The sequence below is a fragment of the Streptomyces sp. SS8 genome (assembly GCF_054072955.1).
In genome coordinates, this window is record NZ_JBSVCZ010000011.1 from 11,673 (window position 1) to 23,648 (window position 11,976).

General features: G+C 75.9%; 8 protein-coding genes. 3 read left to right on the forward strand and 5 right to left on the reverse strand.

Translation table 11 applies throughout. The annotated features are described in order from the left end of the window. Positions 1-63 precede the first annotated feature (63 nt). The 3 genes from ACW69E_RS12875 to ACW69E_RS12885 form a co-directional block, all read right to left on the reverse strand. Positions 64-1,608 (reverse strand): DUF5719 family protein, encoded by a 1,545-nt coding sequence (locus tag ACW69E_RS12875; protein WP_457498337.1) that lies wholly within the window; start codon positions 1,606-1,608, stop codon positions 64-66. Then, positions 1,605-5,330: a glycosyltransferase gene (locus ACW69E_RS12880; RefSeq protein WP_457498338.1), complete on the reverse strand. Its 3,726-nt coding sequence runs from the start codon at positions 5,328-5,330 to the stop codon at positions 1,605-1,607. Before ACW69E_RS12880 ends, ACW69E_RS12875 begins: the two co-directional genes overlap by 4 nt. A gap of 391 nt (positions 5,331-5,721) precedes the next feature. Further along, complete coding sequence (locus ACW69E_RS12885) at positions 5,722-5,985, reverse strand: WhiB family transcriptional regulator (RefSeq protein ID WP_003950432.1); 264 nt, start codon at positions 5,983-5,985, stop codon at positions 5,722-5,724. A gap of 812 nt (positions 5,986-6,797) precedes the next feature. Here ACW69E_RS12885 and ACW69E_RS12890 point away from each other — a divergent pair. From ACW69E_RS12890 to ACW69E_RS12900, 3 genes are read left to right on the forward strand one after another with little or no spacing between them, the layout of a single operon-like run. Then, positions 6,798-7,319, forward strand: coding sequence for a cysteine dioxygenase (locus ACW69E_RS12890; RefSeq protein ID WP_457498339.1), 522 nt, complete (start codon positions 6,798-6,800; stop codon positions 7,317-7,319). A gap of 44 nt (positions 7,320-7,363) precedes the next feature. After that, entirely contained in the window at positions 7,364-8,326 is a 963-nt protein-coding gene (gene cofD / locus ACW69E_RS12895) for a 2-phospho-L-lactate transferase (RefSeq protein ID WP_457498340.1), read from the forward strand. Further along, a complete protein-coding gene (locus ACW69E_RS12900) occupies positions 8,323-9,675 on the forward strand; it encodes a coenzyme F420-0:L-glutamate ligase (protein WP_457498341.1) in 1,353 nt (450 codons plus the stop codon). The genes cofD and ACW69E_RS12900 overlap by 4 nt, the downstream gene beginning before the upstream one ends. Positions 9,676-9,718: 43 nt before the next feature. Here ACW69E_RS12900 and ACW69E_RS12905 read toward each other — a convergent pair whose 3' ends face one another. Then, a complete protein-coding gene (locus tag ACW69E_RS12905) occupies positions 9,719-10,723 on the reverse strand; it encodes a DNA-3-methyladenine glycosylase family protein (RefSeq protein ID WP_457498342.1) in 1,005 nt (334 codons plus the stop codon). 16 nt (positions 10,724-10,739) lie between these two features. Beyond that, positions 10,740-11,822: a mannose-1-phosphate guanylyltransferase gene (gene manB, locus ACW69E_RS12910; protein WP_457498343.1), complete on the reverse strand. Its 1,083-nt coding sequence runs from the start codon at positions 11,820-11,822 to the stop codon at positions 10,740-10,742. Between the last annotated feature and the right edge of the window lie 154 nt (positions 11,823-11,976).

An 11,976-nucleotide genomic window follows, 5' to 3' on the forward strand; every position in this document is an offset into this window, starting at 1 on the left:
GGGAACGGGCCCGGGCGGCGTCCCGCGTGGAGCGCCGCCCGGGCCCGTTCGCCGCACCCCCGCTCAGTCGACGAGCACCGACAGGTCCTGCCCGGCCCGCGGCACCGCCACCGTCCCCCGGTCGTCCGGGAGCGTCTGCACGGTGAACATCGGGATGCCGTCGTCCTCCAGGGACAGCGTCCGGGCCGCGTACACCGTCCCGCCCGACAGCCGTTCGACGGTGAGGGCGTAGCGCCCCTTGGCGCCCTCGGGCCGCAGGTCGTCGACGGCCGTCGTGGTGCCGGCCTTGAGGTCGAACGTCCTGCTGACCGGTTCGCCGCCGCCGCTGCCCGCCGACGCGGTCACCCGCACCTTCGCGGCCTTCTCCGGCGCGACGAGCGACAGGACCGTACCGCCGTCCTCGGCGCTCTTGGCCCCGGCGTCGCTCCCGGCCGCGGACGCCCGCTCCCGGACTGGCGCGGTGGCGGGGATGAACGCCGTCTCCTGCCGCGCCCCCTCGCCGCGCAGCACGCGCAGCGCCGCCACGACCCGGGCGCCGCCGCCCTCCTCGGCCGGGGAGAGGATCAGCGAGCCGGGCTCTCCCCTGGTCACGTCCCCGAGGTCCACGGCGGCGGTCGTGCCGCTCCTGACGTGGAGGGTCTCCTGGCCGGCGGGGGTGATGGCGCCGGTGGGGGTGGCCAGCCGCACCTTCAGGTCAACGTCCTTCTCGCCGGGCGCGAAGGCCACCAGGCGTACGGCGGTGGCGTCGGCCGGGATGCCGGGCAGGACCAGGGTGCCGCGGGAGTCGGCGGAGGCCGGCAGCCAGTCGCCGCCGAGCTTCTCGTCGAGCGACTGCACCTGGGCCCCGATCCGGCCGCTGCGCGCCACCACGTGCAGGACCACGTTGGTGACCGGCTCGCGCGAGAGCGTGGAGAGCAGCACGGGGACCGTGGAGCGGCCGGGGACGTTGAGGCCCTCGCCGCTCTCGGTCTTCACCGAGCCGTCCTTGCCGTACAGCTCCAGGTCGACCACGGCCGGGGCGTCGTCGGGGTTGGTCAGGTGGATGTAGTCGTGGCGCGACTTCGCGGTGCTCGCGCCGGGGAACCAGAACTCGGTGCCGGGCACCGTGCAGGACACGCCCAGCAGCCCGCGGCCGGTGCCGGCGGTGACGAGGGTGGTCTGCTGGACCGTCCAGCCGGGGGCGAGGCTTCCGTCGGCCGAGCCGGTCAGCGCGGGCGAGCCGCTGCTGTCCGCCTCGGCGGTGGCCGGGACACCGGGCTTCTCCAGGGGGACGACGGGGTCGGGCTCGTCTGCCTTCTTGCCGTCCCCGCCGCCGCGTCCGCCGCCTTCCAGGGTGCCCCCGGCCGGCAGCAGCCCGGCACCGCTCCCCGCGCTCCTCGCGCTCTCCTTCCGCTCGGTGCCGCCCTTGGGGGTGTAGGCCGTGTACGTGGTCTCGCCCACCTCCGAGGAGGCCGGCTGCGGGCACACCAGCGTGGAGCGTTCCACGGGGAGCCGGACGGCGGCGGGGCCGGCGGCGGGCTCACCGGAGGGGGTGGTCAGCGCCGCGACGCCGGTGACGGCGGCCAGCGCGGCGACCACGCCGATCAGGGAGTAGGCGGTGCGGTTCATGCGCGGTCGCTCCTGTCGCCGTACGTCGTGCCGTCCTGGGCGCCGTGGCCGTACGAGCCGCCGTCGTAGGTGTCGCCGTACGCGCCGCTCCCGTAGGTGCCGTCCTCGTAGGTGCCGTCCTCGTAGGTGCCGTCCTCGTAGGTGCCGCCGTACGGGGGCCGGGGCTGCCCGCCCCGCGCGTACGGGTCGCCCTGGCCGGCGTGCTGCTCGTACCGCTGCCCGTCCCAGCCGTCCCAGCCCTGCTGCTGCGGCTGCGCGTACGAGGGCTGGGGCTGCGGGGCCGGCTCGTACCCCGGACCGGGCGCCGGTTCCGGCTCGGGCCCCGGTGCGGCCCCCGGTGGCGGACCGTCCGCCGCCTCCTGCGCCGCGCGCAGCCTGCGGGCCCTCCGGCCCTCGCCCTCCACCGGCTGGGCCGGCACCGTCTCGGCCGTCTCGGGCAGGTCGTCGTCGATCTCCCGGCGGCGTCCCGGCAGTGCCATGACCAGCACCACCAGCATCAGCAGGCCCTGCGCCCACACCCATGCGGTGTGCGTCACGGGGGTCTCGTGGCCCAGCTCCAGCCGGCCGCCCCGGTCGGGCAGTTCGAAGCCCTGCGCCCAGCCGTCCACGGTGACGGGCTTCAGCGGGCGCCCGTCCAGCGTGGCCCGCCAGCCGGGGTCGGCGGCGTCGGCGACCCGCAGCACCCGCCCGGCAGGTCCGGCGGGAACGTCGGCGCGCGCCTCGACCGGCCCGGCCGCCACGGTCACCGGCTCGGCCGCCGCGCCGCCCTTCCCCTCGGGCGGGACGATGGTGATCCGGGCGACCTGGGCGTCCACCCGCCACAGCGCGCTGCCGTCCTCCTGGCTGAGCCGGGACAGGCCCGGTGTCGCGTCCAGCACCGCGCTCATCTCGCGGGGCGCCCCGTCGCGCACCAGGACGTAGCGGACGGCGTAGCCGCCGAGCTGCTCGGCCTGGTCGGCGCCGGAGCCCGCGACCAGATTGGCGACGACCTCGTCCAGCCGCCGGTCGCCCCCGACCGCGCGGGCCGTGTCGCCGTCGCCCAGCCGGGCGCCGGCCCCCCGGACGAGGGTGTACGGGACCCGGGCCGCCGCGGAGGAGGTGCCGTCCCCGGCGTTCCCGCCGCCGCTCTCCCCGCCGAGGACGAGGGTGCGCGGCCGGTCCCGGGTGCCGCTCTCCTCGGCGACGAACGCCGGGACCTGCACCGGGCTGCGCCGCGACAGCGGCCCGTCGGCGCCGGCCGCCGTCCAGACCGCGGCGGCCACCAGGGGCGCCACGGCGGCGGCGAGGGCGATCAGGGCCGCGACCGGCTGCCGCCAGCCGAAGCTCTGGGCCGCGACCCGGCCGCGTGCGCCCTCGGCGCCGAGTACGGCCGCGGCCAGCAGGCCCAGGCCGTAGACGAGGGTGGCGGGCCCGGCCCAGCCGGAGCCGCCGGTGAGCGCGGCGAAGAGCAGGCCGGTCAGGGCGGTGGCCCAGGCTGCCAGGATCGCGGTGCGCCGCTCGGAGCGCAGCAGCGCGGCGAGGGCGGCGAGCACGACGCCGGCGAAGAGCAGCCCGCCCACCGTCCCGGGCCCGCCGGGGTCGAGGGTCAGCAGTCCGGTGGCGGAGGCGCCGCCCTCGCCGTAGGGCAGCCCCGCCTCGCGCAGGAAGGCCGAGGGCCCGGTGAGCAGTTCCAGCGACCACGGCGCCAGCAGCACCATCGGCACCGCCAGCAGTACGGCGGCGCGGAGGGCGTACGCCCCGGTGTGGACGCGCTGCCGTGCCCGCAGGGCCAGCACGGTCAGCGCGAGTACGACGGTGACCGGCCAGACGACCGGGGTGAAGGCGGTGGTGAGGGTGAGCAGCAGCGTCAGGGCCCACACGGGGCGCCAGCCCGGCCGGTCGTCCCCGGCCGTCCGCAGCCCCGAGGCCGCGACGGCGGCCCGGGCCATCAGCGGCAGGACGATCGCGAGTACGGCGGTGCCGAGCCGGCCGCCCGCCAGGGCACCGGTGACGGCGGGCAGGAAGGCGTAGGCGACCGCGCCCCAGGCGCGCAGCAGCCGGGAGCCGACCAGCGGCCGGGAGGCGAAGTAGGCGGTGAGCCCGGCCAGCGGCACCGAGCAGACCAGCAGCAGGGTGAGGGTGAAGCCGGTGCTGCCGAGGAAGACGGTGGCGAGCGTGGCGAGGACCGCCAGGTACGGCGGTGCGGACTCGGCGGCGCCGGTGCCGACCGGCTGCCAGATCTCCAGGTGGCGCGACCACAGCTCGGCGGCGGAACCGGGCGCGGGCAGCAGTGCGCCGCCCGCCAGCGCCCCGCCGCCCAGCAGGTCCCGGCAGGCCACCAGGGAGGCCAGAAGGAGCACGGCGAAGAGAACGGGCCCCGGCTTGCGGGCGATCCGCTTCAGCCGGGCGAACTGCTCGACCTCCAGGAAGTCGGCGTCGTCGTCGCCGGGCCCGGTCTCGACGGCGCCGTGCCGCGCGCCGGAGGAGGCGTCGGGGTCGGAGCGCCGGGCGAGGCTGCCCGCCACCTGCTCGGCGGTGGCGCGTACGGTCGCGCCCGGGGGCGGGAAGAGGGGGCGCAGCTCCGAGTGCGCCACCGCGGGTCTGCCGCGCCCGCGCCGGGCGGCGAGGACGCGCTCGGGGCGCAGGAGGGTGCCCATGAGCCCCCTGAACTCGTCGAGCGCCTGCCCGGGCACCTTGCCGACCAGATAGGCGAGCATCCTCAGCAGGGTGCCGACGACCAGGCGCAGCAGGACCCAGGGCAGCTTCTTCCCGGGGGTGTTGACGAGCAGTGTGTAGACCGCGCCCGCCTTGTCCACGCGGTGCGGGCCGGCGACCGAGCGCCCGACGCAGTCGATGGGCCGCCTCTCCCGGGAGGATGCCTCGGCGTGCCGGACCACGGCGTCGGGGGCGACGAGCACCCGGTACCCGGCGGCCTGGGCCCGCCAGCACAGATCCACGTCGTCGCGCATCAGCGGCAGGTAGCGGTCGAAGCCGCCGAGCCGCTCGAAGACGTCGCGCCGTATGAGCATGCCGGCGGTGGAGACGGACAGCACCTGCCGCACCTGGTCGTACTGGCCCTGGTCCTGCTCACGGCGGTCCAGGCCGGTCCAGCGCCGGCCGCTGTCGGCGATGGAGACGCCGACCTCCAGCAGCTGCCGGCGGTTGTACCAGCTGCGCAGCTTGGGGCCGACGACGGCGGCCGACTCGTCGGCGTCGGCGACGCGGAGCAGCTCGGCGAGGGCGTCCGGTGCGGGCGCGCAGTCGTCGTGCAGCAGCCACAGCCACTGGACGGGTTCGCCGTAGGGCAGTTCGGGCATGTCGTAGGCGTCGTCGCGCCAGGTCCGGGTGACCGGGTCCCAGCCGCTGGGCCGCTTCAGGTAGGGCAGGTCCTCGGGGCCGAGGACGGGCGCGGTGCGGGCCGCCTCGCCGACCGCCGCGCCGAAGCCGGTACGGCGGGCGAGGTGCAGTACGCGGTCGGGGCCGAGCGCCTCGGCGACCAGCCGCGCGGAGTCGTCGGCGCTGCCGGTGTCGGCGGCGATCACGTCCTGTACCGGCCGCTCCTGACCGGTGATCGCGGCCAGGACGTCGGGCAGCCAGCGCTCGCCGTCGTGGGAGACGAGCACCGCGGTGACGACGTGCCTGGGGAACTCCGGCGGCCCGCCGGGGGCGGTCTCGGGCCGTGGCGAGGCGAACGATGATGTGGCCGCCTCGTACTGGGCCGCCGGGTGGCTGTGCACGGACATCGGGGTAGGGGCCCTCCGGCCGGGGTCCGGGGGTCGCCCCCCGGAAGGCTGCTGCGTCGGACTGCTGGAAGTGTGCTGGACGCGGGTGCCGTGCGCTCGGCGGCCGCGTCGTGGACGGCTCCCCACACTAATGGCTGTACGCGCCCCGGCGTCCGGGGTCCCGGGTACTGGTCGCCCGCGCGACGATCCGCCCCCGCGCGGTGCGCGGGGGCGGATCGGGTGCTCTGTGGTCCGTGCGGCGTCCTGTGCCGTTTCGTCCGCCGGTTCCCTGTGTCTCTTCTTCCACAGCTTGCGCGGCTTGTGCCGTTCGCGCCGCTTCGTCAGGAGGCCGCGCGGCCGGGGTGCCGTGCGGACTTTCGCCGGGAGGGCGGGGACGGGCGGTGCCGGTCCGTCAGACGGCGGCCTTCTTCAGGCGGCGGCGTTCACGCTCCGACAGGCCGCCCCAGATGCCGAAGCGCTCGTCGTTGGCGAGGGCGTACTCGAGACACTCGGAGCGGACCTCGCAGGCGAGGCAGACCTTCTTGGCCTCTCTGGTGGAACCGCCCTTCTCGGGAAAGAAGGACTCGGGGTCGGTCTGGGCGCACAACGCGCGCTCCTGCCAGCCGAGCTCCTCGTCCGCCTCTTCGACCAGCAGTTGTTCGAACAGCTCGGTCATGCGCGCCCCTCGTCAGTCTTTACGTCCCCGTGATGCTGTCGTTATCGATCCCGGCCGAACGACACGAGTGAAATTACAAGTGTGTACATCCACGCGAGTCAAGCCGAGATCTGCTATTGGGCCCGTTATTCACCCTGCGGAACCAAACCCTTGCATTAAGTGTTTAAATCATCACAAACCATGACAGGCGGACCGGACATCTCGCCCAACCGACCCCTCCCGTCCGGAAGGACGCGCCCGGGCCCGGCCACGTTGCCCTCCGCACTCCGAAGCGACCACGATCACACTCTGATCACAGATCCACAACGACGTTTGTGTGTGCGGATGTTGCGCCACTTGTCCGCTCCAGGCGCGCATAAACCTTTCGCCGGCCCGGGCAACCGGAAGTGGTGAAACCCGCCTGCCAAACGGGCCGTCCGGTTGACGGCCGTTTGACAGCGAGACGAAGTACCCGTTCTCCTTGGTGTCATGCCAGCGATCCGCTCGTTCAGCCCGGCCCGCCACCGCGGGGCCCTTCGCGCTGCCCGGGCCTGCTGTCGCTGTTGCCGTCGTTGAGGTTCCGGGTCGAGGTTCCGAGGCTCCCCGGGCTCTGAGATCTTCCGGGCTCCGCGGCCTTCCCGGGCTCCGTCGTTCCGAGGCGCACCGAGCCGCCGGGACGGCCGGGACCACCGGTGGCCGGCCGGTGACGCGGAAGCACCCCTCCGCCCCGGCCCCGCCCTCCTCTCCCCCTTCCGCCTCCCCTCCCCGGCCCCGTGCCCTCCCCGGGCTCCGCCCTCCCCCCCTCCCACCGCGCCCCTGAGGAACTTCCCGCCGTGAACAGTGACGTCGAGATCGCCGGCGACCCGCTCGCCATCCCCCACCTCCTGCCGCCCGTCCCCGAACACCCCTCCACCGTCGCCGGGTTCGCCGGTCTCGCCCGTACGATCGCCGCCGACCGCGCCGCATGGGCCCCGCTGGTGCGGTACGACGCCACCACCCGCTGGTACCACCGGCTGCGCACCGGGCCCGGCTACGAGGTCTGGCTGCTGAGCTGGGTGCCGGGCCAGGGCAGCGGACCGCACGGCCACGGCCCCTCCTCCGGGGTCCTCACCGTCCTGGACGGCGAGCTGACCGAGCGGACCGCGGGCGGGGAGCGCGCGCTGGGCGCCGGCGCACAGCGGGTGTTCGCGCCCGGCCACGTCCACGAGGTCGTCAACGACGCCCTGGAGCCGGCCGTCAGCCTGCATGTGTACTTCCCCGGCCTCACCGAGATGCCGATGCACGCCCCGCACGCCTTCTCGTGCGCCCCGGCGGAGCGTGGCGCGAAGGCGCCCCGCAGTCCGCTGCCGGGCTGACGCCCCGCCCCGCCGGAGCGGCTCCGGACTGAGAGACTGTCCGCATGCAGCGCATTGTGGTTCTGGCCGGGGGCATCGGTGGTGCCCGATTCCTGCGTGGACTGAAGGAGGCCGCACCCGACGCCGAGATCACGGTCGTCGGCAACACCGGCGACGACATCCACCTGTTCGGCCTGAAGGTCTGCCCGGACCTCGACACGGTGATGTACACCCTGGGAGGCGGCATCCACGAGGAGCAGGGCTGGGGCCGCGCGGACGAGACCTTCACCGTGAAGGAGGAGCTGGCGGCGTACGGTGTCGGCCCCGACTGGTTCGGCCTGGGCGACCGCGACTTCGCCACCCACATCGTGCGCACCCAGATGATCGGCGCGGGCTATCCGCTCAGCGCCGTCACCGAGGCGCTGTGCGCGCGCTGGCGGCCGGGGGTGCGGCTGCTGCCGATGACCGACGACCGGGTCGAGACCCATGTGGTGATCGAGGCCGAGGACGGCGGCCGCAAGGCCGTGCACTTCCAGGAGTACTGGGTGCGGCTGCGGGCGTCGGTGCCCGCGCAGGCGGTGATCCCGGTGGGCGCCGAGCAGGCCAAGCCGGCTCCGGGCGTGCTGGAGGCCCTCGGGGAGGCGGACGTGGTCCTCTTCCCACCCTCCAACCCCGTGGTCAGCATCGGCACCATCCTCGCCGTGCCCGGCGTCCGCGAGGCGATCGCCGGCGCCGGGGTGCCGGTGGTGGGCCTGTCCCCCGTCATCGGGGGCGCCCCGGTGCGCGGGATGGCCGACAGGATGCTGGCCGCCATCGGGGTGGAGACCACGGCCGCGGCGGTGGCCGGGCACTACGGTTCCGGGCTGCTGGACGGCTGGCTGGTGGACACCGCCGACTCCGGCGCCGTGCCCGAGGTGGAGGCGGCGGGCATCCGCTGCCGGGCCGTGCCGCTGCTGATGACGGACGTCGAGGCCACCGCGCGGATGGCGCGCGAGGCGCTCGCCCTCGCCGAGGAGGTGCGGATGTGACCGGCGCGGACACTCCCCCGGCGTACCGGGTGTGGGCGCTGCCGGGGATTCCCGAGGTGCGGCCCGGCGACGATCTGGTGAAGCTGATCGCGGACGCGGCCACCGCCCCGGGCCTGCCCGGTCTGGCCCACGGCGACGTGCTGGTGGTGACGTCGAAGATCGTCAGCAAGGCCGAGGGACGGGTGGCCGAGGCCGCCGACCGGGAGGCCGCGATCGACGCCGAGACCGTACGGGTGGTCGCCCGGCGCGGCCCGGCGCGGATCGTCGAGAGCCGGCACGGCTTCGTGATGGCGGCCGCCGGTGTGGACGCCTCCAACACCCCGGCCGGGACGGTGCTGCTGCTGCCCGAGAACCCGGACGCCTCCGCGCGCCGGATCCGCGAGGGCCTGCGGGAACTGCTGGGCGTGACGGTCGGGGTCGTGGTCACCGACACCTTCGGGCGGCCGTGGCGCGTGGGGCAGACCGACGTCGCCATCGGCGCCGCCGGGATCCGGGTCCTTCAGGACCTGCGCGGCGGCACGGACATGTACGGCAACCCGCTGGGCGTGACGGTCACGGCCGTCGGCGACGAACTGGCCGGGGCCGGGGAGCTGGTGAAGGGCAAGGCCGACGGGCTGCCGGTCGCGGTGGTGCGGGGCCTGCCGCAGCACGTGCTGTGGGACTCCCCCGGGGAGAGCGGGGGGACCGGGGACGCCGGAGCGCGGGCGCTGGTCCGACAGGCCGCCGACGACATGTTCCGCCTGGGCGCCTCCGAGGCCGTGCGCGAGGCGGTGACGCTGCGGCGCACCGTGCGGGAGTTCACCGGCGAGCCGGTGGACGGCGAGGCGGTGCGGCGGGCGGTGGCCGCGGCGGTCACGGCCCCGGCGCCCCACCACACCACGCCGTGGCGCTTCGTCCTGCTGGAGTCGGCCGCCTCGCGCACCCGGCTGCTGGACGCCATGCGGGAGGCGTGGATCGCCGATCTGCGTGCCGACGGCAGGAGCGAGGAGAGCGTCGCGAAGCGGATCCGGCGCGGGGACGTGCTGCGGAACGCGCCGTATCTGGTGGTGCCGTGCCTGGTGACCGAGGGAGCGCACGACTACCCGGACGCGCGGCGCTCGGCCGCCGAGCGCGAGATGTTCGTGGTCGCCGCCGGGGCCGGGGTGCAGAACCTGCTGGTCGCCCTGGCGGGCGAGGGGCTGGGGTCGGCGTGGGTGTCGTCCACCATGTTCTGCCGCGACGTGGTGCGCGAGGTGCTGGACCTGCCCGGCGGCTGGGACCCGATGGGCGCGGTGGCCGTGGGCCGTCCCGCCGTCCCGCCGAAGGCGCGCCCGCCGCGGCGGGCGGAGGACTTCACCGTCGTCCGCTGACGCGCGGCCCCGGACACGGTCGGGGGCCCGGGAGCGGAAGCGGTCACAGGCGTGCGATGTCGCCGCGCGGGAAGCGCGGCGCACGGCGGGGCGGGGTGCGGCCGGTGGCCAGGATCAGCCGTGTGGCGCGGTGGCGCTGGCCCGCGTAGGGGGCGAGCAGTTCCAGCATCCGCGCGTCGTCACCGTCGCGTGCGCCGGTGAGGGCGTGGACCACGATCCCCGGCAGGTGCAGGTCGCCGACCGTCACCGCGTCCGCCGCGCCGCTGACGCGCTGGAGGGTCTCGGCCGCCGTCCACGGGCCGATGCCCGGGATCGCCGTCAGGCGGGTCACCGCCGCGGCCGGGTCCATGCGCGCGGCCTCCTCCATGCGCCGGGCGCGCGCCACCGCGCGCAGGATCGCCGAGGAGCGCTTGCTGTCCACCCCGGCCCGGTGCCACTCCCAGGAGGGGATCAGCGCCCAGGTGCGCGGCCCGGGCATCACGTACATGTGCTCCGGCAGCCGGCCGGCCGGGCCCGGCGCGGGCTCGCCGTGGCGGCGCAGCAGCAGCCGCCAGGCGCGGTACGCCTCGTCCGTGGTGACCTTCTGCTCCAGGATCGAGGGGATCAGCGACTCCAGCACCAGCCCGGTGCGCACCAGCCGCAGTCCGGGGTGGCGGCGGTGCGCCTCCGCCACGAGCCGGTGGCGGGGGACGAAGGCCGACGGGTCGTCGTCCGCGCCGAGCAGCGCCGGGAGGCGGTCGAGGATCCACTCGGCGCCCGGCCCCCACGCCTCGCCCACCACCTCGCCCGCGCCCGCGTCCGGCGCGACGCGCAGCGTGGCCGGGCCCAGGGGGGTCCGGGTGGCCCGCCAGACCGCGCCGCCGACCGCCCGGTAGGCGGGGTCGTACGGACCGCGCTGGAGCACCCGCAGATTGCGGCGCAGGTCGTGCGGCCCGAACGGCCGCGGCGGGGCCCAGCGGCGGACGGCCGGGGCGGGGCCGGGACGGGGGCCGGATCCGGGGGCGGGGTCGTCGAGGCCGGTGAGGCCGTCGAGGTCGGAATCGGTCACGGTTCGGCGCTCCGGGTCAGCAGTCGGAGGAGAAGCGGACCGAGCCCGCCCCCAGGCGGGCGCCGCACCACACCCGGATGCCGTCGCGCAGTTCGTTGTCCTCGCCGACGACCGCACCGTCTCCGATGACCGCGCCCTCCAACACCGTACGCGCCCCTATGCGCGCCCCCGTGCCGACGAGCGAGTCGCGCACGACGGCGCCCGGGCCGACGACCGCGCCGTCCAGCACCGTGCTGCCGTGCACCTGGGCCCCCTCCGCGATCACCGCGCCCGCGCCGACCGCCGTACCGCCGGTCAGTTTGGCGCCGGAGGCCACCTCCGCACCGTCCAGCACCAGCCGCTCGCCGCGGCGGCCGGGCACGGCCGGGGAGGGCGCGTGGCCGAGCACCAGATCGGCCGAGCCGCGGACGAAGGCCTGCGGGGTGCCGAGGTCGAGCCAGTAGGTGGAGTCGACCATGCCCTGCAGATGGGCGCCTTCGGCGAGCAGCCCGGGGAAGGTCTCGCGCTCGACGGAGACCGGGCGGCCGGCGGGGATGGCGTCGATCACCGACCGGTCGAAGACGTACGCGCCCGCGTTGATCTGGTCGGTGACGATCTCCTCGGGGGTCTGCGGCTTCTCCAGGAAGGCGGTGACCCGGCCGTCGGCGTCGGTGGGGACCAGGCCGAAGGCGCGCGGGTCCGCGACCTTCGTCAGATGGAGGGAGACGTCGGCTCCGGAGGAGGTGTGGGTCTCCACCAGGGCGCGGATGTCGAGGCCGGTGAGGATGTCGCCGTTGAAGACCAGCACCGGGTCGCCGGGGCCGCAGTGGAGCCGGGAGGCGACGTTGCGGATGGCCCCGCCGGTGCCCAGCGGCTCCTCCTCGGTGACGTACTCCAGGTGGAGCCCCAGGTCCGAGCCGTCGCCGAAGTACGGCTCGAAGACCTCGGCCAGGTAGGAGGTGGCGAGTACGACGTGCTCGACCCCGGCCGCGCGGGCACGGGCCAACTGGTGGGTGAGGAAGGGGACTCCCGCCGCCGGGACCATGGGCTTGGGGGTGTGGACCGTCAGCGGCCGCAGCCGGGTTCCCCTGCCCCCGACGAGGAGGATCGCTTCTGTCACCGGTTCTTCTCTGCTTCCTGCTGGGGACCGTGCCTGGTGGCCGGGCCAGTGTAGGCGGCCCGGCCGGCACGGTCCCCGGTGCGGCGGTCCCCGGTGCGGCGGCCGCCGAGGCCGGGGCCGCGCCGGCGTCGCGGGTGGCGCGGGCCGGCGCGGG

What these genes read in the sequence shown, in the direction of transcription:
- ACW69E_RS12885 (WP_003950432.1), bottom strand. Translation starts at nt 5,985, where the DNA reads ATGACCGAGCTGTTCGAACAACTGCTGGTCGAAGAGGCGGACGAGGAG.
- cofD (WP_457498340.1), top strand. Translation starts at nt 7,364, where the DNA reads ATGCAGCGCATTGTGGTTCTGGCCGGGGGCATCGGTGGTGCCCGATTC.
- ACW69E_RS12875 (WP_457498337.1), bottom strand. Translation starts at nt 1,608, where the DNA reads ATGAACCGCACCGCCTACTCCCTGATCGGCGTGGTCGCCGCGCTGGCC.
- ACW69E_RS12880 (WP_457498338.1), bottom strand. Translation starts at nt 5,330, where the DNA reads ATGTCCGTGCACAGCCACCCGGCGGCCCAGTACGAGGCGGCCACATCA.